Annotated in this window: 21 protein-coding genes, 1 tRNA gene and 1 other annotated feature; of the genes, 16 read left to right on the forward strand and 6 right to left on the reverse strand. The window is 58.4% G+C overall.

Annotation, left to right across the window (positions count from 1 at the left end; translation table 11 throughout):
• Positions 1-14 precede the first annotated feature (14 nt).
• Positions 15-977: a pectinesterase family protein gene (locus H6B15_RS01955; protein ID WP_204645478.1), complete on the forward strand. Its 963-nt coding sequence runs from the start codon at positions 15-17 to the stop codon at positions 975-977.
• 77 nt (positions 978-1,054) lie between these two features.
• On the opposite strand, the gene H6B15_RS01960 is transcribed toward H6B15_RS01955, so the two are convergent.
• The 3 genes from H6B15_RS01960 to pepT form a co-directional block, all read right to left on the reverse strand.
• Positions 1,055-1,387 carry a hypothetical protein gene (locus H6B15_RS01960; protein ID WP_204645480.1) on the reverse strand — a complete coding sequence of 111 codons (333 nt, stop codon included), beginning with the start codon at positions 1,385-1,387 and terminating at the stop codon, positions 1,055-1,057.
• 71 nt (positions 1,388-1,458) lie between these two features.
• A tRNA-Gly gene (locus H6B15_RS01965) sits at positions 1,459-1,534 on the reverse strand.
• A 59-nt stretch (positions 1,535-1,593) separates the two neighbouring features.
• On the reverse strand, positions 1,594-2,817 hold the full coding sequence (gene pepT / locus H6B15_RS01970) for a peptidase T (RefSeq protein WP_204645481.1): 1,224 nt from the start codon (positions 2,815-2,817) through the stop codon (positions 1,594-1,596).
• A gap of 179 nt (positions 2,818-2,996) precedes the next feature.
• On the opposite strand from pepT, the gene H6B15_RS01975 reads away from it, so the two are divergent.
• The 13 genes from H6B15_RS01975 to leuB all read left to right on the forward strand — a co-directional run bounded on the left by H6B15_RS01975 (position 2,997) and on the right by leuB (position 17,261).
• The gene (locus H6B15_RS01975) at positions 2,997-4,049 is read left to right on the forward strand and encodes a polysaccharide biosynthesis protein (protein WP_207751465.1); all 1,053 of its coding nucleotides are present in this window, start codon (positions 2,997-2,999) and stop codon (positions 4,047-4,049) included.
• Positions 4,036-5,220, forward strand: a complete 1,185-nt coding sequence (locus H6B15_RS01980; RefSeq protein ID WP_204645483.1) for an NAD-dependent epimerase/dehydratase family protein — start codon at positions 4,036-4,038, stop codon at positions 5,218-5,220. The genes H6B15_RS01975 and H6B15_RS01980 overlap by 14 nt, the downstream gene beginning before the upstream one ends.
• Positions 5,221-5,263: 43 nt before the next feature.
• Positions 5,264-5,728: a DUF3592 domain-containing protein gene (locus H6B15_RS01985; protein ID WP_204645485.1), complete on the forward strand. Its 465-nt coding sequence runs from the start codon at positions 5,264-5,266 to the stop codon at positions 5,726-5,728.
• A 55-nt stretch (positions 5,729-5,783) separates the two neighbouring features.
• Positions 5,784-6,923, forward strand: a complete 1,140-nt coding sequence (gene wecB, locus H6B15_RS01990; protein ID WP_204645493.1) for a non-hydrolyzing UDP-N-acetylglucosamine 2-epimerase — start codon at positions 5,784-5,786, stop codon at positions 6,921-6,923.
• Positions 6,924-6,945: 22 nt separating this feature from the next.
• Entirely contained in the window at positions 6,946-8,172 is a 1,227-nt protein-coding gene (locus tag H6B15_RS01995) for a glycosyltransferase family 4 protein (RefSeq protein WP_204645496.1), read from the forward strand.
• Positions 8,173-8,233: 61 nt separating this feature from the next.
• Positions 8,234-8,956 carry a glycosyltransferase family 2 protein gene (locus H6B15_RS02000; protein ID WP_204645498.1) on the forward strand — a complete coding sequence of 241 codons (723 nt, stop codon included), beginning with the start codon at positions 8,234-8,236 and terminating at the stop codon, positions 8,954-8,956.
• Between the two features lie 43 nt (positions 8,957-8,999).
• On the forward strand, positions 9,000-9,383 hold the full coding sequence (locus tag H6B15_RS02005) for a DUF2304 domain-containing protein (RefSeq protein WP_204645500.1): 384 nt from the start codon (positions 9,000-9,002) through the stop codon (positions 9,381-9,383).
• 34 nt (positions 9,384-9,417) lie between these two features.
• Positions 9,418-10,878 (forward strand): MBOAT family O-acyltransferase, encoded by a 1,461-nt coding sequence (locus H6B15_RS02010; RefSeq protein ID WP_204645502.1) that lies wholly within the window; start codon positions 9,418-9,420, stop codon positions 10,876-10,878.
• Between the two features lie 17 nt (positions 10,879-10,895).
• A complete protein-coding gene (locus H6B15_RS02015) occupies positions 10,896-12,299 on the forward strand; it encodes a hypothetical protein (RefSeq protein ID WP_204645506.1) in 1,404 nt (467 codons plus the stop codon).
• A gap of 85 nt (positions 12,300-12,384) precedes the next feature.
• Positions 12,385-12,665, forward strand: a binding site (T-box leader).
• Positions 12,666-12,740: 75 nt separating this feature from the next.
• A complete protein-coding gene (locus H6B15_RS02020) occupies positions 12,741-14,408 on the forward strand; it encodes a 2-isopropylmalate synthase (protein WP_204645507.1) in 1,668 nt (555 codons plus the stop codon).
• 30 nt (positions 14,409-14,438) lie between these two features.
• Complete coding sequence (gene leuC / locus H6B15_RS02025; protein ID WP_204645508.1) at positions 14,439-15,698, forward strand: 3-isopropylmalate dehydratase large subunit; 1,260 nt, start codon at positions 14,439-14,441, stop codon at positions 15,696-15,698.
• 2 nt (positions 15,699-15,700) lie between these two features.
• Complete coding sequence (gene leuD / locus H6B15_RS02030; RefSeq protein WP_204645509.1) at positions 15,701-16,189, forward strand: 3-isopropylmalate dehydratase small subunit; 489 nt, start codon at positions 15,701-15,703, stop codon at positions 16,187-16,189.
• 1 nt (position 16,190) lies between these two features.
• On the forward strand, positions 16,191-17,261 hold the full coding sequence (gene leuB, locus H6B15_RS02035) for a 3-isopropylmalate dehydrogenase (RefSeq protein ID WP_204645518.1): 1,071 nt from the start codon (positions 16,191-16,193) through the stop codon (positions 17,259-17,261).
• An 89-nt stretch (positions 17,262-17,350) separates the two neighbouring features.
• Here the strand turns inward: leuB and H6B15_RS02040 are convergent, their stop codons facing one another.
• From H6B15_RS02040 to H6B15_RS02050, 3 genes are read right to left on the reverse strand one after another with little or no spacing between them, the layout of a single operon-like run.
• Complete coding sequence (locus H6B15_RS02040; protein WP_204645520.1) at positions 17,351-18,034, reverse strand: hypothetical protein; 684 nt, start codon at positions 18,032-18,034, stop codon at positions 17,351-17,353.
• Positions 18,035-18,064: 30 nt separating this feature from the next.
• A complete protein-coding gene (locus tag H6B15_RS02045; protein ID WP_204645528.1) occupies positions 18,065-18,763 on the reverse strand; it encodes a hypothetical protein in 699 nt (232 codons plus the stop codon).
• 27 nt (positions 18,764-18,790) lie between these two features.
• Positions 18,791-19,114 carry a PadR family transcriptional regulator gene (locus tag H6B15_RS02050; protein ID WP_204645530.1) on the reverse strand — a complete coding sequence of 108 codons (324 nt, stop codon included), beginning with the start codon at positions 19,112-19,114 and terminating at the stop codon, positions 18,791-18,793.
• Between the two features lie 198 nt (positions 19,115-19,312).
• On the opposite strand from H6B15_RS02050, the gene H6B15_RS02055 reads away from it, so the two are divergent.
• Complete coding sequence (locus tag H6B15_RS02055) at positions 19,313-20,059, forward strand: helix-turn-helix domain-containing protein (RefSeq protein WP_204645531.1); 747 nt, start codon at positions 19,313-19,315, stop codon at positions 20,057-20,059.
• Complete coding sequence (locus H6B15_RS02060; RefSeq protein ID WP_204645533.1) at positions 20,056-20,478, forward strand: hypothetical protein; 423 nt, start codon at positions 20,056-20,058, stop codon at positions 20,476-20,478. Before H6B15_RS02055 ends, H6B15_RS02060 begins: the two co-directional genes overlap by 4 nt.
• Position 20,479 lies beyond the last annotated feature (1 nt).

Consider the following 20,479-nt stretch of genomic DNA (forward strand, 5'->3'; position numbering starts at 1 on the left):
GCATGGAGAACGATATGGCACGAAAGATTGTGACCGTCCGTGCAGACGGCAGCGGAGATTTTACCACTCTGTCCGCAGCAGCGGCAGCACAGGCCCCCGGAGCGCCGGTACAGTTTCTGGTCGGGCCCGGTGTCTATCACGAACGGCCTTTTCTGGAATTGGACGACTACATCATCACCGGTGCCGGAATGGACCGGACGGTGTTCAGCGCCGGTGTGGGCGGCCGTGACCCCTGGCCCGGAGAGGCCAAAACCGGCACATTTCGGAGTTGGACCCTGTTTTTGGGCGGCGGCAATGTCCGGGTAGAACACCTGACCGTGGAGAACACCGCCGGGGACGGCGCCAAGGCTGGGCAGGCCCTGGCCGTCTATGCGGACGCGACCCGGGTGTGCATGACGGACGTGGCTTTGCACGGCAACCAGGACACCCTGTTTCTGTCCCCCCTGCCCCTGGCTGTGCGGGAGCCCAACGGCTTCCGCGGTCCCAGGGAAAACAGTCCCCGGCTGGACACCAGGCAGTATTACCGCGACTGTATCATCAGCGGCAATATCGACTTTATTTTCGGCGGAGCCAATGCGGTATTTGATCACTGCCGCATCATTCCTCTGGCACACGAAAGCGGGGTCAGCTATATCACCGCTGCCAACACGCCCCAAGGAAAGCCCGGTTTTCTGTTTGCCGACTGCACCGTGCAGGGAACCTGCCCCGCCAAAAGCGTATTTCTGGGGCGTCCCTGGCGCGCCTACGCCCGGGTGTTCTGGCTGGATTGTCAGCTGAGCGGAGAGATTCATCCGGACGGCTGGGACAACTGGAACGATCCCGCCAACGAAACCACCGCCCGGTTCGGCGAAAGCGGCTCGCATGGCGCCGGTGCCTCTCCGGTCCGGGCTTTCGGTACGGTGAACGACCCCGTTCAGACCGCTGCCATGCAGCGCATGCGGGATGAGTTCCGCCGGGACTTTGGGTTTGCCGAATAACCACGCATAAAAAGAGCGCCGAGTCTGTGCCATCAGATTCGGCGCTCTTGCTGTTTATATATAATAAGGTAAAGAAATTACCGGTCCGGCTCGCAATCCAGGATGGAGGAAATGTTTTCCCAGCGTTCCGGTTCCGCGGCATAGCGTTCCTTGATCCAGGCCACGGCTGCGTCCAGCCCGTTCTGGTTGCCCTCAAATTCCGCCTGTGTCAGCTTTTCCTCAGCTGTATGTTCCAGGCTCCAGGGGCCCGGCCACACGGTGGCGGTCAGGTATTCCACCTTTTTCTTGCCGCTTTCGTCTGCCGGGTCCGGCTTTTTGCCCGGCATGACCAAAAATCGCATGCCGCCTTCCGCCCCGGAATAGGGATTGCCGTTGTGAAACCAGTGATAGATGGGCAATGCGAAGGACATGAACCGTACGCCTCCTTACAGAGAAATCCTGATACAAAAACAGCGCACCAACATACTGTCAGTGCGCTTTTTGGAGCGGGATACGAGTCTCGAACTCGCCACCTACTGCTTGGGAAGCAGTCACTCTACCGGATGAGCTAATCCCGCATCGGTGAGAACAATTATACCAAACCGATGCGAGATTGTCAAGCCGGATGTGATCGTGCTCAGGTGTGATCCTTGTACAGATCCGCCAGGTTCAGCAGCACTTCCACCGCCTGGTCCATCTTTTCCACCGTGATGCACTCAAAGGGACCATGGAAGTTGAATCCGCCGGTGCCCAGGTTCGGGCAGGGCAACCCCTTGTAGGAAAGAGTCGCACCGTCGGTGCCGCCGCGGACGGGTGTCTCGGTGGGTTCCAGGCCGGCGGCCTGGATGGCCTTGCGGGCATTTTCGATCAGGTGGAAATGGGGCTTGATCTGCTCCACCATGTTGCGGTAACTGTCCTTCAGATCCAGTTCCACCGTGCCGGCGCCGTACTTTTCGTTCAGGCAATCGGCAATGTGCTGCATCTGGGATTTGCGTGCCTCAAAGCGGGCTGCGTCATGGTCACGGACAATATACCCCAGCTTGGCTTCGGTCACATCGCCCACCATGCTGCAAAGATGGAAGAAGCCTTCATACCCTTCGGTGTGCTCCGGGCGGGAGAATTCCGGCAGGGCATTGTGGTACTCGATGGCAATGTTCTGGGCATTGCGCATGGTATTCTTGGCGCTGCCGGGATGCACCGAAAATCCGTGCACCGTAACCACCGCACCGGCAGCGTTGAAGTTTTCGTAGTTGATTTCCCCCACGTCGTCGCCGTCCATGGTGTAGGCCCAGGCAGCACCGAAGCCCTGCACATCAAACAGGTCGGCGCCCTGGCCCACCTCTTCGTCCGGGGTAAAGGCCACGCAGATCTTGCCGTGGGGACGGTTTTCACTCTGCAGGCGCTCCACCATAGTCACGATTTCGGCCACACCGGCCTTATCATCGGCGCCCAGCAGCGTAGTGCCGTCGGCAGTGATCAGGGTCTGGCCCTTCATGGAGGCCAGGAACGGGAATTCGCTGACATGCATCACGGCACCGGTGGCGGGCAGGGTCACATCGCCGCCGTCATAATTTTCATGCAGCTGCGGACGGACATTCTCGCCGGAAGCGTCCGGGGCGGTGTCCATATGGGCAATGAAGCCCAGACCCGGCGCCTGTTCGTATCCGGCCGTGGCCGGCAGAGTGGCATACACATAGCCATGTTCATCCACGCGGGCGTCGGTCAGCCCCAGGTCCAGCAATTCCTTTTGCAGGATGTTGGCCAGATCCAGCTGGCGGGCGGTGGTGGGATGGCTGGTGCTGTCCGGGTCGGAAGTGGTATAGACCTGGGCATAGCGCAGGAAGCGTTCATAAGCACGCATAAACAGAATCTCCTTTTTACTAAAGTTGTAAAACCGTTGCCATTGTAGCACAAAAAGAAGCATTTTCCAAGATGGGGGCCTTTTCAAGACCGTTGTTTTATGTTAGAATTATGAAGATTATAAAGGCAATTTATGCCGTTTGGCAAATCATAAATCCGATAACAAACAGGGAGGCCGACATGGCAGACACGATTTTTAAAGGTAAAACACTGTTGATCACCGGCGGTACGGGCAGCTTCGGGCATACCGTCCTCAAGCATTTTCTGACCACCGATATCGGGGAGATCCGCATCTTCTCCCGCGATGAAAAGAAGCAGGACGACATGCGCCATGAATTGCAGGCCTTCTATCCGGAACATTACGAAAAGGTCAAGTTCTATATCGGCGATGTGCGCAACATCCAGAGTCTGCGGGATGTGATGCCCGGCGTCAACTATATCTTCCACGCAGCGGCCCTCAAGCAGGTCCCGTCCTGCGAGTTCTTCCCCATGGAAGCGGTGCGCACCAACATTGAAGGCACCGACAATATGCTGCACGCTGCCATCGAGGCAAACGTGGAGCGGGTTGTCTGCCTGTCCACCGACAAGGCCGCCTATCCCATCAACGCCATGGGTATCTCCAAGGCCATGATGGAGCATGTCATCACCGCCAACGCCCGTGTGTCCGCCCAGCGCGGCGGCCCGGTCATCTGCTGCACCCGGTACGGCAACGTCATGGCCAGCCGCGGTTCGGTCATTCCCCTGTTCGTGGAGCAGATCCGTTCCGGCAGCCCCATCACCATCACCGACCCCAACATGACCCGCTTCCTGATGAACCTGGACGAGGCTGTGGACCTGGTCATGTTTGCTTTTGAGCATGCCCGTCCCGGCGACCTGTTCATCCAGAAATCCGACGCTTCCACCATCGGCGATCTGGCCAAGGCCGTACAGACCCTGTTCGGCGATACCGGCACCCGGATCATCGGCACCCGCCACGGTGAGAAACTGTACGAAACCCTGATGACCAAGGAAGAGCGCACCCGCAGCGAGGATATGGGCGGATACTTCCGTGTTTCGGCAGACAACCGCGATCTGAACTACGACAAGTATTTCATCAAGGGCGAAGTGCACACCCAGGCGGACGAGGATTACACCAGCCACAACACCCGCCGCCTGAATGTGGAAGAAACCATTGCCAAGATCAAGACCACCGACTATATCAAGGAGGAGCTGGCCAAAGATGGCAAGTGCTGAGTTGAGCAAGCAATCCCCCATTCTGATCACCGGAGCGGGCGGCTTTGTGGGCCGCAATCTGGTGGCCACCCTGCAAACCCGGGGCTATACCGACCTGATGCTGTTCGAGAAGGACGACACCCCCGAGACCCTGGCGGAATACTGCCGCCGGGCCGCTTTTGTGGTGCATCTGGCGGGCATCAACCGCCCCAAGGACCCCAGTGAATTCTACACCGGCAATGCCGGACTCACCGACACCATGCTGTCTTTGCTGGAAGAAGCAGGCAGTCAAGCCCCGGTGCTGGTCACCTCCAGCATCCAGGCGGCGCTGGATAACGATTACGGCAAGAGCAAGCTGCAGGCCGAACAGGCCATCTTTGCCCACGGCCAGCGCACCGGCGCCCCGGTGTTCGTCTTCCGGATGGAGGGCGTCTTCGGCAAATGGTGCCGTCCCAACTACAACAGTGTGGTGGCCACCTTCTGCCACAATGTGGCCAATGGGCTTCCCATCCAGGTGCGGGACCCCGCCTATTCCCTGCCCTTGGTCTACATTGATGACGTGGTGGCCTGCATTCTGGACGCCATGGAAAAGGGCGAAGCGGTGCGGGATGAGCAGAGTATCTGCCGCATTCATCCGGTACACACCGTTACCCTGGGCCAATTGGCTGAGACCATTCAGGGTTTTGCCAAGGCACGGGGCGGCAAGGCGGCCGCAGCCCTGGGCACCGATGGGCTGCCCACCCTGGCAGTGCCCGACCTGGCCGACGGCAGTTTTGAGAAGAAGCTGTATTCCACCTATCTTTCCTATCTGCCCACCGACCAGTTTGCCTATGACCTGAACATGCACTGCGACAACCGCGGCAGCTTTACCGAATTCCTGCGCACGCCGGAGCGCGGTCAGGTCAGCGTGAACATCTCTAAGCCCGGCATCGTCAAGGGAAACCACTGGCACCACACCAAGAACGAAAAGTTCCTGGTGGTCAAGGGCGAGGGGGTCATCCGGTTCCGGCAGATCTTCTCCGACGAAGTCATCGAGTACCGCGTTTCCGGCGAGAAACTGCAGGTGGTGGACATTCCCTGCGGCTACACCCACAACATCGAGAATGTGGGTGACGGCGAGATGGTCACCGTGATGTGGGCCAACGAAGCCTTTGACCCGGAGCATCCCGATACTTTTGCCATGCAAGTGTAACTGTATTTTTCTTTCCTGAAATTTGAGAAAAGAGATGTTGGGCATGTCTGCGACGCGATTCATGGGTGTCCGGAACGCAATCACCAGGTTGTTTTCCACCGGATGGGGCATTCTGGGCAGTTTGTTTGCCTTCTGCGGTGCGATCAGTGCCATCGGCGCGCTGCTGGACCCTCTGCCGGAAAGGGTGGTTCTGAGCGTAGTCTTGTTGGTTCCTGCGGTGATTTTGCTGTCTGTACACGCCATCGCCCTGCACAAAGACCGTGTTCTGCTCCGGAAAGGACAAAAAGTTTCCGGCCAGGCACAGGGCATTCTGAACGGGGTACTGTTCCATTCAGGGCCTGTGGTTTACACGCGGCATTTTTCCGTGCGGTTTCATTACACCGTAGACGGTGTCAGGTACACGGGCCGCAGCCGCTTTTATTGGATGGCCCCCATTCTGCCGCCCGACGGACATCTGACCGTCTTTGTGGATCCCGCAAATCCGCAGCGCTGTGCGGTGGATTTGTAGGTCGTCTGACCGGCGCCCACCGTCTGCGATAAAAAATGACAAGGATTGCTGTACTATGAAAAAACTGAGACTTATGACCATCATCGGTACACGGCCGGAGATCATCCGGCTGAGTGCCGTCATCAAGAAGTGCGACAAGTATTTTGATCAGATTCTGGTGCACACGGGTCAGAACTACGACTACACCCTGAATCAGATTTTCTTTGAAGATCTGGGCCTGCGGGCGCCGGATTTCTATCTGGATGCCGTGGGCAAGGACCTGGGCGAGACCATCGGCAACATCATTGCCAAGAGCTATGCCCTGATGGTGGAGCAGAAACCCGACGCCCTGCTGATCCTGGGCGACACCAACAGCTGCCTGTCCGCCATCGGCGCCAAGCGGCTGCACATTCCCATCTTCCACATGGAAGCCGGCAACCGCTGCTTTGACGAGTGCCTGCCCGAAGAGACCAACCGCCGCATTGTGGACCACATTGCGGACGTGAACATGTGCTATTCTGAGCATGCCCGCCGGTATCTGAACGCCGAAGGCACCGCCAAGGAGCGCACCTTTGTCACCGGCAGTCCCATGGCCGAAGTGCTGCACGCCAACCTGGAAAAGATTGAGGCCAGCGATGTGCTGGAGCGCCTGGGCATGGAGCCGCACAAATACATGCTGCTGTCCGCCCACCGGGAGGAAAACATCGATACCGAGAAAAACTTTATCGATCTGTTCACCTCTATCAACCATCTGGCCGAAACCTACAACATGCCTATTCTGTATTCCTGCCATCCCCGCAGCCGCAAGCGCCTGGATGCCATGGGATTTGCCCTGGATCCTCGGGTGAAGCTGCATGAACCCCTGGGCTTCCACGACTACAACCACCTGCAGATGAACGCCTTCTGTGTGGTGAGTGACTCCGGCACTCTGCCGGAAGAATCCAGCTTCTTCCTCAGCGTGGGGCATCCCTTCCCCGCCGTCTGCATCCGCACATCCACCGAACGGCCGGAAGCCCTGGACAAGGGCTGCTTTGTGCTGGCCGGCATTGCGGAAGGCGGCGTGGAGCAGGCTGTGGCCACCGCCGTGGCCATGAACGCCAACGGGGACAACGGGATTCCGGTGCCCTACTACACCGAGGATGTGTCCAACAAGGTCGTGAAGATCATTCAGAGCTACACCGGTGTGGTCAACAAGATGGTGTGGCGCAAACAATAAGGAAAGGGCGTGGGGTTTCCCGATGCCGAAAAAGCGAATTCTGGTGGTGACCCAGCACTTCTGGCCGGAGAACTTCCGCATCAACGACATTGTGGAAGGGTTTCTGGCCGACGGGCTGGAGGTGGACGTGCTGTGCGGTCTGCCCAACTACCCCAAGGGCGAATGGTTCGACGGCTACGGCCCCCATGGTCCTTTTGAAGAGCATTACAAAACTGCCCAGGTGTTCCGCGCCAAGGAATGGCCCCGCCGCGGCAATACCAGCGTGAATATTTTTCTCAATTATGTCAGCTGGCCGCTGTATGCCGCCGGTGCCCTGAACCGTCTGCCCGGCGGGTATGACGCGGTGTTCTGCTTCAACACCAGCCCGGTGCTCATGTGCTGGCCGGCCATCCGGTATGCCCGGCGGCATCACATTCCCCTGACCAACTACGTGCTGGACATCTGGCCGGAAAACCTGTACAGTGTTTTACCGGTCAAGAACAAATTGATGCGAGGCATTGCCCAGGGTGTGAGCGACTGGCTGTACAAACGGTGTGACCGGCTGATTGCGATGAGCGATCTTTTGCAGCAGCGCCTGATGCAGCGCACCGGGAAAAGTTCCGCTCAGGTAGCGGTCATCCCGCAATACTGCGAGGATTTTTACGCCAAGCCGCTGATGGACGAAGATCTGCATGAACAGTTCGGCGGACAGTTCAATCTGGTATTTACCGGCACCTTTACCCCCGCCCAGAGCCTGGAAACGGTGATTGAAGCGGTGGGGCTGGCCCGGCGGAACGGGGCCTATAAGCTGCATCTGCTTCTGGTGGGCGACGGCATGAGCCGGGCCGCCCTGGAACGGTTCGTAGATGCCCACGATGCCCGGGGCTACGTTACATTTTACGGCAGCGTGCCGGCAGCGGATATTCCCCGCTTCACCGAGCTGGCCGACGCCCTGATCGTTTCCCTGTCCGACTCCCCCGACCTGGGCCTGACCGTGCCCGCCAAGGTGGCCAGCTACATGGCTGCCGGCAAACCGGTGCTGGCCAGCATGGACGGTGCCGGGTTTGCCGCCGTACAGGCGGCGGGCGGGCTTTCCAGCCCGGCCTGTGATGCTGCTGCCCTGGCCGCCAACCTGAACCGGTTGTATACCATGAAACCGGACGACCGCGCCGAGATGGGCCGTCTGGCCAAGGAATACTATCTGGCCCACTACCGCCGGGCAGAGCTGCTGCGTCGGCTGGAAGAATTCATCCTGAACGGAACGGTCTGAGCCGTGATTCCGGACCCGGCTGTGTTTTGGCCCGGGTCCGATAAAGACATGAGGTGTTGTTTTGCAAACCAAAGCCAAGATTCTGGTGTTGATTCCCTGCTATAACGAGGAAGCCAACATCGTCAAGACTGTGGAACGTCTGCGGGAGCTGTGCCCCCAGGTGGATTATCTGGTCATCAATGACTGCTCCACTGACCGCAGTGCCGCCCTGCTGAAAGAGCACGGGTATGAATATCTGGACCTGCCGGTGAACCTGGGCATTGGCGGCGGCGTCCAGTGCGGGTATGTGTACGCTGTTGCCAACGACTACGATGTGACTGTGCAGATGGACGGCGACGGGCAGCACGACCCTGCCTATCTGATGGACATTGTCACCCCTGTGCTGAACGGCGAACTGGACATGTGCATCGGCAGCCGGTTCATCCGTCACGAAGGCTTTCAGACCAGTTTCATGCGACGGGTGGGGATCCGGTTTCTCAGCGGCATGATTTTTCTGCTCTGCGGGCAGCGACTGCTGGACGTGACCAGCGGATTTCGCGCCACCGGGCGGGCTATGACCGCATATTTTGCCCGGAACTATGCAGCTGATTACCCAGAGCCCGAATCCAACCTGGCGGCCTGTCTGGCCGGCTTCCGGGTGGGCGAAGCGCCGGTGATCATGCAGGAGCGCCAGGGCGGCGTTTCCAGCATTTCCAGCTTCAAGAGTGCGTACTACATGATCAAGGTTTCTCTCTCGCTGATCATTGACCGGCTGTCCATCAAAAAGATTCACTACCGGTCGTAACGTTTTCTGCGGCTACCACACTACTATTTTGAGGGGTGACCCTATGTCAGATAAATTTCAGGCTTTTATGATCCTGGGTGCCTTGGTGCTTCTGGTCATTATCTTTGTACTGCTCAAGCACGGCAAAATGACGGTGAAATACAGCCTATTATGGCTGTGTCTTTCTCTGGTGCTGCTGGTGTTTGCCCTGTTCCCGTATGTGGTATATGTACTGCGGGATCTGATGGGCGTGGAAATGCCGGTGAACCTGGTATTCATGCTCATGTTCTGCTTTGTGCTGCTGGTGCTGCTGTCCCTGAGCATTGCCATCAGCCAGCTGGCCGAAAAATCCAAACGGCTGACCCAGGCAAACGCGATTCTGGAAAAGCGGGTACGGGAGCTGGAAAAGGCTCTTGGAACCCCCACCGACAATACCCCCGACCATTGATTGCGGCATTGATTTGAGGATGGTGTAAAAAGGAATGACGATAACCTCCCTGTTGTATCTGGGCTTTTTTGCGGCGGTGGCCTTGGTTCACTATGCCCTGCCCCGGGTGGTCCGGCCGTATTTTCTGTTGGCGGCTAACTATGCTTTTTATTGCTATGATGTTTCCAACCGCCCGCTGGCCTTGGTGCTGGCCGGTGCCACCCTGCTGACCTGGGTCTGCGGGCTGGTCATCGGCAAAAGCCGCTCCAAAGTTTTGCGGGTGGTCTTTTTGTTATTGGCCATCGCCGGCGGCGTGGGCATTCTTCTGTATTACAAGTACTGGAACCTGCTGGCCGACGCGGTGGCCGGCGTTACCGGTATCACACCCTATCATCTGGACCTGATCACCCCGCTGGGGCTGAGCTACTTTACTTTTGCGGCACTGAGCTACAGCATCGATGTGTTCAAGAAGCGCTGCAAGGTGGAACCGAATCTGCTGCACTATGCCATGTTTGTCAGCTTCTTCCCCACCATGATCACCGGTCCCATTGAGCGGTACCCTCATCTGCGTCCGCAGATCAAAAAGCCCCGCCGGTTCAGCTATACCCGCTGTGCAGGCGGCGCCTTCCGGATTCTGTGGGGTTACACCAAAAAGATGGTGATTGCGGACAATATCAGCCTGTATACCAGTTTTGTGTATACCACCCCGGATACCATGAACGGCCCCAATCTGCTGGCGGCCAGCATTCTGTTTGCCCTGCAGCTGTACATGGATTTTTCCGGCTGCTGCGACATTGCCCTGGGCGTGGCGCGGATTCTGGGATACGATCTGATCGAAAACTTCAACAGTCCCTTTGAGTCCACCAGTTTCAGCGAATTCTGGACCAAGTGGCATATCAGCATGACAGGCTGGTTCCGGGATTATATTTACTTTCCCCTGGGCGGCAGCCGCTGCTGCATGCCTCGGCGGCTGATGAATGTGGTGATTGTGTTCCTGGTTTCCGGACTGTGGCACGGCGCCGACTGGCGGTATCTCATGTGGGGTCTGGCCTGCGGTGTGCTGTGCGCTTTCGGACGGCTGACCGCCGGTGTCCGCAAGAAAATCTGGAAGTATAATCCCCTGTATTGGGCCGACTGGTGCCGGGTTCTGATTCAGCGGATATTTGTGTTTTTGCTGTTTGTGGCAACCCTGGTCTTTTTTGCCAGCGCTCTGTACAACGCCGACCCCTACGGCGTGTACGCCGGTATCTTCCAGGGCTGGCAGGGCGGTATCGCCCCCGCCTGGGACAGCGTGCGTACCCTGCTGCATGACAGCGGCATCGATGGCCGCCTGCCGGTGGTGCTGACCTGCGCTTCGGCCATTGTGCTGGCAGCGGAAAGCCAGGGCCGCAACGTGGCCCGCTGGATCCGCGCCCAGAACTTTGCTTTGCGCTGGACCCTGTATTATGCGGCGGCTGCGGCGCTGCTGTTCTTCGGCGCTTTTGGCCAGAGCGCATTTATCTATCAGCAATTCTGAGGAAGGAGCCTTTTCGCATGGCACAACAATCCCCAACACCGATCCCCCAGCAGCCGAAACGCGTGCACCGTTCCGGCCGGGTGGCTGCGCCGGCGCGGCCGGCTCCCGCCAAGCCCAAGCGTCCGGGGCCCATCAAACGATTCTTCTACGGTCTGGCCCGCCGGGTATATTTCGGCGCCAAGACCGTCTCCCGTATTGTGCTGCTGCTTCCCATTCTGGTGTTCATGGTGTGGGTAAGCTACACCGTGGACCGCAGCGGTCTGTTCCAGGGGGAGCTGGCTCCCCGACGGATTGTGGACCTGATGCTGCAGGGCTACGACGTGACCAACTTTGAATCCATGGATGAACGCCAGGTGGTGCAGCTCTATGCCCAGGATGTGCCCGAAACACCCCAGGTCATCGGCATCGGTTCCAGCCGGGTGCTGCAGTTCAACCGGGACCTGGTGGGCGTGGACAGCTTTTTCAACATGGGCGTCACCGGTGCCGACGTGCGGGACAACATGACCAGCTATTACAAGATGGTCACCTACGACAAGGCCCCCGAAGTGCTGATCTGGAGCGTGGATCCGTGGGTGTTCTACGGCAACGAGGCCGCTTATGACTACCGCGCCGATGCCGAGCTGTACAACGAATTTCTGACCAAGGTGCTGGGCGTGCCCACCGATTACGAGGAGCCCGACAAGGTGGAACTGTGGAAGGCGTTGGTGGAGCCGGCCTATTTCCAGGGAAATGTGGACTATTACGTCAAGAACCGCGGCCAGGATGTGGTGACCGACGACGACGGCAACACCATCGAGTTCAATCCTGTCAGCGGTGACCCCTACGACCAGACCACCACCATCAAACGGTCGGACGGCAGCGTATTGTATGACACGGCTTTCCGCAACCAGACCCAGGAGCAGATTCTTTCCCTGGCGGCGGCGGAAAGCACCACCTTCAACAGCGTACATATGGAAGGCTTCGACGCCATGAGCGACACCCAGATCAAGGCTTTTGAGGCGTTCATCGACTACGCCCACAGCCAGGGCACCACGGTGATTCTGGTGCTTTCCCCCTGGCATCCCTTCCTGTACAATTATCTGCTCAACGAAACCGACCTGCACAAGGGATTCTTCCAGGTGGAACCCTGGCTGCGCCAGTACTGCGCCGAACACAATGTGCCCCTGTACGGCAGCTACGACCCCGAATGTATCGAGGGGTTGGAGGAGATGGACTTTTTTGACGGACTGCACTGCAAGGATACCGGCATCAAGAAGTTCTTTCCCGGTGTGCCTGCCGTGCTGCAGGCCGTTGAAACTAACACCCTGCCCGACCCGCTGGCCGTAACGCCCCGCACCAGCCTGCCCACCGCCGAAGAAACGGCTGAGGGCGATGCCGCTGCTGAAAACGCCGACGGCGCAACCGAGGAAAATGCCGCCTGATATTCTCCTCTCTTTTTAGCCAAAAGCGTCTGAGAACGCTTGACAGATTTTATGAAATCTGTTACACTTGGCATTGTTATCAAATGAAAATGCGTTGACGGGGAAAAAGCAGTACCAGTTTCCAGCTACAGAGAGCCGCCGGGTGGTGTAAGGCGGTGCGGACGGTATGGCGTCACTGGCCCCTGAGCAGCCGGGTTGAGCGGCCAACGGCCGTTAGGTCCGGACGGAATCCTGACCGTTATCATGCAGGCGCGATTCGCCCCGACAAACGGGCCGATCGTACAGAGGGGCCGACCCCGTTTCCGGGTCGGCAATGAGAGTGGTACCGCGGGTACGGCATAACAAACGCTACTTCCCGTCTCTCAAAGGCAACATTGCCTTTGAGGGACGGTTTTTTATTTGTCCTTCAAAGGCCACACACCCTGAAGGAGGCAAACTATTATGATGGACGCTACCAAGTATCATGTCGGCTACTATCCCCCGCCGGTGGAACCGGGCCATGTGTACGAATGGCCCCAGAAGGATCACATTGAAGAGGCCCCGGCCTGGTGCAGCGTGGATCTGCGCGACGGCAACCAGAGCCTGATCGTTCCCATGAGCTTGGAGGAAAAGCTGGAATTCTACGACATGCTGCTCAAGGTCGGGTTCAAGGAAATCGAGGTTGGCTTTCCCGCCGCCAGCGAGACCGAATACGCTTTTCTGCGCAAGCTGATCGATGAGAACCGCATCCCTGAGGATGTGACCGTGCAGGTGCTGACCCAGTGCCGCGACCACATCATCCGCCGCACCTTCGAAGCCGTCAAGGGCGCGCCCCGGGCCATCATCCACTTCTACAACTCCACCAGCGTGGCCCAGCGGGAACAGGTCTTCCGCAAGAGCAAGGAAGAGATCAAGAAGATTGCCGTGGACGGCGCCAAGCTGGTCAAGCAGCTGAGCGAGGAGTACGAGGGCAACTTCCTGTTTGAGTACAGCCCCGAAAGCTTCACCGGCACCGAGCCGGAATACGCCGTGGAGGTCTGCAACGCCGTTCTGGACGTGATGCAGCCCACCCCCGAGCGTCCCATGATCATCAACCTGCCGGTCACGGTGGAGATGAGCATGCCCCATGTATACGCCAACCAGATTGAGTGGTGCTCCAAGCATCTGAAATACCGGGACAGCGTCATCCTTTCCACCCATCCCCACAATGACCGGGGCTGCGGCGTGGCCGATGCCGAGCTGGCTGTGCTGGCCGGTGCCCAGCGCATCGAGTGCTGCCTGTTCGGCAACGGCGAACGCACCGGCAACGTGGATGCCATCACCCTGGCCATGAACATGTACAGCCACGGGGTGGATCCCAAGCTGGACTTCTCCGACATGCCGGCCATCTGCGAAGTGTACGAGCGGGTCACCCGCATGCACGTCTACGAGCGCACCCCCTACGCCGGCAGCCTGGTCTTCGCAGCCTTCAGCGGCAGCCACCAGGACGCCATCGCCAAGGGCATGAATTGGCGCAAGGAGCACAACCTCCACGAGTGGACCTGCCCCTATATTCCCATCGACCCCCACGACATCGGCCGCACCTACGACGCCGACGTCATCCGCATCAACAGCCAGAGCGGCAAGGGTGGCATCGGCTTTTTGCTGCAGCAGAACTACGGCTACAATCCCCCGCCGCGTATGCGGGAGGATCTGGGCTACCGGGTCAAGGAAGTATCCGACCACGAGCATCGCGAGCTGAGCGTGAAGGAAGTGCTCTACGTCTTTGAGCGTGCCTACCTCAACCACACCACCCCCCTGAACGTTACCGAAGCACATTTCACCCAGAACCCGGACAACACCATCACCGCCAACGTGACCCTGTCCTGCAACGGAGAAATCAAAACCTGCCACGCCACCGGCAACGGCCGTCTGGACGCCGTGGCCACCGCCATCGAGCAGGAAACCGGCATGCATTTCACCCTGGTGCATTACAGCGAACACGCCCTGGACTCCGACACCGACAGCCGCGCCTGCAGCTATGTGGGTCTGAAATGGGCCAGCGGCGAGGAGACCTGGGGCTGCGGCACCCACACCGACATCATCGTGGCCGGTATCCGCGCCTTGGTCAGTGCCATCAACAACAAGTAAATTTGTCATAGAGGAACGGAGGTTTTTGCCATGGGAATGACCATGACCCAGAAAATTCTGGCCGCCCACTGCGGGGCCGATTCGGTCAAGGCCGGGCAGCTCATCAATGCCAAGCTGGACATTGTGCTGGGCAACGACATCACCACCCCGGTGGCCATCAACGAATTTGAGAAGGCCGGTTTCAACTCGGTCTTTGACAAGACCCGGGTCAACATCGTGCTGGACCACTTTGTGCCCAACAAGGACATCAAAAGCGCCCAGCAGTCCAAGAAATGCCGGGAGTTTGCCAACAAGTACGACATCCTGAACTTCTACGATGTGGGCACCATGGGCATCGAACATGCCCTGCTGCCCGAAAAGGGCATCGTCACCGCCGGGGACTGCATCATCGGCGCCGACAGCCACACCTGCACCTACGGGGCTGTGGGAGCCTTCTCCACCGGGGTGGGCTCCACCGACATGGCCGCCGGTATGGCCACCGGCATGGCCTGGTTCAAGGTGCCCGCCGCCATCAAGGTGGTGCTGAAGGGTGCCCTGAAGGCACCGGTTTCCGGCAAGGATGTGATCCTGCACCTCATCGGCACCATCGGCGTTTCGGGTGCTCTGTACAAGAGCCTGGAATTCGTGGGCGACGGCGTCAAGAGCCTGACCATGGAAGACCGGCTGTGCATCTGCAACATGGCCATCGAAGCCGGCGCCAAAAACGGCATTTTCCCGGTGGATGAAACCTGCGAAGCCTATCTGAAAGGCCGCAGCCAGCGTCCCTGGGTGAAGTATGAAGCCGACCCCGACGCCGAGTACGAACGCACGGTGGAAATTGACCTGGACACCCTGGTGCCCACCGTCTCCTACCCTCATCTGCCAGAAAACACCCATCCGGCCAGCGAGGGCAAGGACATTGCCATCGACCAGGTGGTCATCGGTTCCTGCACCAACGGCCGCCTGGAAGACATGGAGGCGGCCTGGAAGATTCTGAAGGGCCATCACATTGCCAAGGGCGTGCGTGCCATCATCATCCCCGCTACCATGGCCGTATACAAGGAGTGCATCCTGCGGGGCTACACCACCGATTTCATCGATGCCGGGTGCATCGTTTCCACCCCCACCTGCGGCCCCTGTCTGGGTGGGTACATGGGCATTCTGGCGGAAGGGGAACGCTGTGTTTCCACCACCAACCGCAACTTTGTGGGACGTATGGGCCATGTGGACTCCGAAGTCTATCTGGCCAGCCCCGCCACCGCCGCCGCCAGCGCGCTGACCGGCCATATCACCGACCCGAGGGAGGTTTGAAGATGAAAGCACAGGGTACTGTTTACAAATACGGGGACAACATCGACACCGACGTGATCATCCCCGCCCGCTATCTGAACACCCAGGACCCCAAGGAACTGGCCAGCCACTGCATGGAGGACATCGACAAGAGCTTTGTCACCAAGGTCAAGCAGGGCGACATCATGGTGGGGGGCGAAAACTTCGGCTGCGGTTCCTCCCGGGAGCACGCGCCCCTGGCCATCAAGTCCGCGGGCGTTGACTGCGTCATTGCCAAGAGCTTTGCCCGCATCTTCTACCGCAACTCCATCAACATCGGACTGCCCATTCTGGAATGTCCCGCTGCCAGCGAGGCCATTGCCGACGGCGACACGGTGGCCATCGACTTTGACACCGGCGTTATCACCGACGTGACCACCGGGGCCACCTTCCAGGCGGAACCGTTCCCGCCCTTCATCCAGAACATCATCCAAAAAGGCGGCCTGATGGCCAGCATCCGGGAGGGCAAGTAAGATGCAGAAAAATATTGCGCTCATCTATGGCGACTGCTCCAGCCCGGAGATTGTCACCCAGGCGGTGCGGGTGCTGGACAAGATTGCCGCCAAGCACGGCCACACCCTCACCTACACCCGCGCCTACATGGGCGGCGAGGCCATTGATAAGTTTGGCGATCCCCTGCCCCAGTCCGAGCTGGACAAATGTCTTGCGGCAGACAGCGTGCTGCTGGGGGCCATCGGCGGTCCCAAGTGGGAGGGCATGCCCGGGGACAAGCGCCCCGAAAAAGGGCTGCTCCGGCTGCGCGCCGGCATGGGTCTGTACTCCAACAGCCGGCCGGCCAAGATCTGGCCCCAGCTGTCCGACGCCAGTCCTCTGAAGCAGGAGATTGTGGACAAGGGCATCGATTTCATTGTGGTGCGGGAGCTCATCGGCGGCGTGTACTTCGGGGAGCACAAAACCTTTGAAGAAAATGGCGAGAAGATTGCCGTGGATACCATGCCCTACTCCGAGCACGAAATCGAGCGTATCGGACGCATCGGCTTTGAGACGGCCATGAAGCGCCGCAAGAAGCTGACCTGCGTGGACAAAGCCAACGTGCTGGATACCAGCCGGTTGTGGCGGGCGGTGATGCACCGTCTGGCCGCCGAGTACCCGGAGGTGGAGTACGGCGAGATGTTTGTGGACAACGCCGCCATGCAGATCTGCAAGAATCCGGCCCAGTTTGACGTGATCGTCACCGAGAACATGTTCGGCGACATTCTGTCCGACGAAGCCAGCGAGATCACCGGCAGCATCGGTATGGTGCCCTCTTCCAGTCTGGGCGAAGGCACCAACGGCCTGTACGAACCCATCCACGGTTCCGCCCCCGACATTGCCGGGCAGGATGTGGTCAACCCCATTGCCTGCATCCTGTCCGCCGCCATGATGCTGCGGTACAGCTTCGGCATGGCGGCGGAAGCGGACGAGATCGAAGCCGCCGTGTCCGCCGTGCTGGACGAAGGGCTGCGCACCGCCGACATCATGCAGGATGGCTGTACCAAAATCGGCTGCACCGCCATGGGCGACGCCATCCTGAAACATATCTGAGATACCCTTTTTTCATCTGATAAAGCAATGCCCCCGCCGCATTCCTTGCGGCGGGGGCATTGCTTTTATGATGAAAAGAGGATGGCAAATCAGGTGCGGGAATTTTCCCGCCAGGGGTGTCTGGCTGCCAGGAGATTGTACCTCACCACCCGCAGCAACAGAAGCAGCAGGCCGACGGCCATCAACAGCAGACAGACGGTGATGGGCGAGAGAGGGAATGTGCGGAATGCATCTCTCCAAATCCAGGTTGTGCACACAAAGGCGATGGCCAGCAGATCCAGAACCCCAAGAACGATCTTTGCCCCCAGATGTCCTTTGCTGCGCGGCGGCAAAAATTGCCGTGCGAAAAGGATGGTGCATGTGGCCACCAGAATCTGCCCCAGCAGCTGCACCAAAAGCATTCCCCCATCCGTAGGCCCGGTATCGGGCACCACGGCAAAAATCAATACCCCGATTGCTCCCACTGCGGCGGTGAGCGCCGCAAAATAGCCGGTAACATAATCGAGCAGATTTCCGTGGTCGATGGAATCTGCCAGGTTGCTGTAAAAGGCGTCTTCATCCCCCAGAGTTTCCCGCAAGGTTTTCCCCTGCCGGTCCGCTTCCGCCGCCATCAGGATCAGATCCCGCACCACCAGTTCCACTTCGTAGGAATTCCAGCTGACGGCTTTCAGCCAGTCTTTGGCCCGGTCCACCGAGTTTTTGTCCAGATCGTTCAGAGCGGCCCGGTCTTTCCGGTTCTGCCGCCATAGGGCGAGATATTCACTGAAGGCCATAGAGAGTTGCTCCCTTCCTGTGATCAGGTTTTACAGCTGGGGTTGTTCCCGCCAGGGATACCGCCGGGCATACCGGTTATAGCGGGTATTCTGCCACCACTGGGTACCTGCCACCCAGGCCAGCTGATACACCACCACATATCCCAACGGCACCTGTATGGAATGATTCGGAGCAAAATTGCCCAAAAAAAGGGACAGACCAACAAACAGCACCAGAAACAGGAGAATCCACCCCAGTTCGGTCCAGACGCCGAATTGCAGACTTAGCTCATAGCCTTTCCGGTACACCCAGACCCCGATGACCAGCCAAAGGATAACCATAAATGGCTGCACCAGATGCAAAACCAGGTTCCCACTGGCGGTTCCACCGCTGGCCACAAGTGCCATGACATTGAGGCATGCCAGAATCAGGTACAACAGCGGGTAATCAATACAGACAAAGTCCAGCGGACTGCCCCGGTCGATGCCGTCCACAATCTGGCGGCTGTATTCATCGGGTGCACAGCCCAGAACACCATGCAGATCACTGTCCCGGGCTTCCGCCTGGGCCGCCATGCCGATGAGGTCTTTGCGGACCCGTTCGATCTCGTAACGGTTCCAGGTATACCCCGCCATGCGCGCACACACCTGATGCAGGAAATCCCGGTCCTGCATATTCAGGGTGGATTCCCGCAGCTCGTTTTCCTTATATAAGGCGGTATATTCGTTTTGCACCAGTTTTTTCAGCATGATGGTCACACCCTTTCAAAAAACGTGTCATTTCTCTTGCAGGATGGCCTCCACCGCCGACGCGGTCAAGCGCCAGGCCTGCTCAAATTCCGTAAGGTATTGGGTTCCTTCCCCCGTCAGGCTATAATACTTGCGGCTGGGCCCGCTGGGAGAAGCCCGATATTCCGCTCTCAGCAGCCCCTTGCGCTCCAGGCGCAAAAGCAGCGGGTACAGAGTGCCTTCGTTCACGTCTGCAAAGCCTGCCTGACGCAGCGCCGCCGCAATGGCGTAGCCGTAGGACGGCTGCCGGGAAATGATCTTGAGGATACACCCTTCCAATGTGCCCTTATTCAATTGCGAACGCTCAAACATGGCACATTCCCTTCCGCTACCTTGCATTGCAAGGGTCCTTCTGGCTATATTGTAATGCAAGGTAGTCTTGTTGTCAATTCTTTTATGATTTTTTTGCTGTTTCCTCGGTTGCTACCTGCTGTTGCGCTGTTGCAACCATATTTTGGTAGCATGGCAGCGGCAAATGATGTATGATGACAGCATAAAGGAGGGTTCCCCATGACATTCGGTGAAAAGATTCAGAAGCTGCGCAAAGAGGCCGGCCTTTCTCAGGAGGAACTGGCCTGCCAGTTGAACGTATCCCGACAGGCCATCAGCAAATGGGAGCGGGATAACGGCTACCCGGAGACAGATAAAATCATCCGTATGGGAAAGCTGTTTCATGTGACCTTGGACTATCTGCTCAATGAAGACACGAATACCTCTGCCGATTCAGATACGCCGGACGGCTTGTATGTGAGCCGGGAAAGCGCCGAAGGCTTTCTGGCCTGGCAGAAACGAAAGCTGCTGAAGCTGGCGGCAGGAGTAGGACTGGCGATTGCCGGATTGTCCCTTTCCTTTCTGGAAAGCGGTGACATTTTCTTCATGATGATTTTGATTGCCGCGGTTTTGCTTCTAATTTCGGTGCCGCTGGCCGACAATCCCTACCGGAAATTCCGACAGGGACCGCTTACCTTGGACAAAAACGTGCTAGCCCAGCTGCGGAGTACCTATGCTGAGAAAAAGGGAGTTTTCCTGGCAGCAACACTTGCCGGAGCTGCCCTGATCGGGCTGGGTCTTCTAATTTTGCCTCTGCTGTTTCCCGAACAGAACGCAGCCGATGACCTGGCCCTGGGAACCGGCATGATTCTGGCCGGAGCGGGGGCCTTTCTGTGCATCTATTCCCGCGGAATGACCCTTGCTTACCGACAGCTGATTATGGACGAGACCAACTTTTCAAGCACGAGAAGGAGTGACCGGAGATGAAACGAATTCTTGCGACGTTTTTTCTGGCGGCCTTTCTGGGGGCAGTTCTGGTGGGATGCGCCGCCCAGGAAACATCCTTTCACAAGGCACAGCAAGTTTCCGTCACCGCAGCCGACGGCACCCTCCTGCGCACCATCACTGACCAGGAGGAGATCGACGCGCTGATAACCGCCCTGTACCCGGACAGATGGACTATGGCCACCCTGCCAGAAGAGGCACGCTGCTTGGGCACGCTCTGCTTTCTGCAGGAAAAGACCCTCCATTTTGGGGAAAGTTCCACCGACGGTACACTGCACCAGGTAGCCAAGCTGACGGTGTTCGAGGACGGCTTTGTTTGTCTGAAAACAGCCGGTATAGAGAGTGTCTTTTCCATGAGCGCCGAGGATTCCCTTGCAATGGCCGATCTGTTCGCGGAATAAG

The organism is Gemmiger formicilis, assembly GCF_016900095.1.
In the GTDB taxonomy this organism is placed as follows: domain Bacteria; phylum Bacillota; class Clostridia; order Oscillospirales; family Ruminococcaceae; genus Gemmiger; species Gemmiger formicilis_A.

Bases quoted from the DNA above. Each gene is read 5' to 3' on its own strand.
- leuD (WP_204645509.1), top strand. From the start codon at position 15,701: ATGAAAGCACAGGGTACTGTTTACAAATACGGGGACAACATCGACACC.
- H6B15_RS01975 (WP_207751465.1), top strand. From the start codon at position 2,997: ATGGCAGACACGATTTTTAAAGGTAAAACACTGTTGATCACCGGCGGT.
- H6B15_RS02055 (WP_204645531.1), top strand. From the start codon at position 19,313: ATGACATTCGGTGAAAAGATTCAGAAGCTGCGCAAAGAGGCCGGCCTT.
- H6B15_RS01995 (WP_204645496.1), top strand. From the start codon at position 6,946: ATGCCGAAAAAGCGAATTCTGGTGGTGACCCAGCACTTCTGGCCGGAG.
- H6B15_RS01980 (WP_204645483.1), top strand. From the start codon at position 4,036: ATGGCAAGTGCTGAGTTGAGCAAGCAATCCCCCATTCTGATCACCGGA.
- H6B15_RS02040 (WP_204645520.1), bottom strand. From the start codon at position 18,034: ATGGCCTTCAGTGAATATCTCGCCCTATGGCGGCAGAACCGGAAAGAC.
- H6B15_RS01955 (WP_204645478.1), top strand. From the start codon at position 15: ATGGCACGAAAGATTGTGACCGTCCGTGCAGACGGCAGCGGAGATTTT.
- H6B15_RS02015 (WP_204645506.1), top strand. From the start codon at position 10,896: ATGGCACAACAATCCCCAACACCGATCCCCCAGCAGCCGAAACGCGTG.
- H6B15_RS02010 (WP_204645502.1), top strand. From the start codon at position 9,418: ATGACGATAACCTCCCTGTTGTATCTGGGCTTTTTTGCGGCGGTGGCC.
- leuC (WP_204645508.1), top strand. From the start codon at position 14,439: ATGGGAATGACCATGACCCAGAAAATTCTGGCCGCCCACTGCGGGGCC.
- pepT (WP_204645481.1), bottom strand. From the start codon at position 2,817: ATGCGTGCTTATGAACGCTTCCTGCGCTATGCCCAGGTCTATACCACT.
- H6B15_RS01985 (WP_204645485.1), top strand. From the start codon at position 5,264: ATGTCTGCGACGCGATTCATGGGTGTCCGGAACGCAATCACCAGGTTG.
- leuB (WP_204645518.1), top strand. From the start codon at position 16,191: ATGCAGAAAAATATTGCGCTCATCTATGGCGACTGCTCCAGCCCGGAG.
- wecB (WP_204645493.1), top strand. From the start codon at position 5,784: ATGAAAAAACTGAGACTTATGACCATCATCGGTACACGGCCGGAGATC.
- H6B15_RS02060 (WP_204645533.1), top strand. From the start codon at position 20,056: ATGAAACGAATTCTTGCGACGTTTTTTCTGGCGGCCTTTCTGGGGGCA.
- H6B15_RS02005 (WP_204645500.1), top strand. From the start codon at position 9,000: ATGTCAGATAAATTTCAGGCTTTTATGATCCTGGGTGCCTTGGTGCTT.
- H6B15_RS02020 (WP_204645507.1), top strand. From the start codon at position 12,741: ATGATGGACGCTACCAAGTATCATGTCGGCTACTATCCCCCGCCGGTG.
- H6B15_RS02050 (WP_204645530.1), bottom strand. From the start codon at position 19,114: ATGTTTGAGCGTTCGCAATTGAATAAGGGCACATTGGAAGGGTGTATC.
- H6B15_RS01960 (WP_204645480.1), bottom strand. From the start codon at position 1,387: ATGTCCTTCGCATTGCCCATCTATCACTGGTTTCACAACGGCAATCCC.
- H6B15_RS02045 (WP_204645528.1), bottom strand. From the start codon at position 18,763: ATGCTGAAAAAACTGGTGCAAAACGAATATACCGCCTTATATAAGGAA.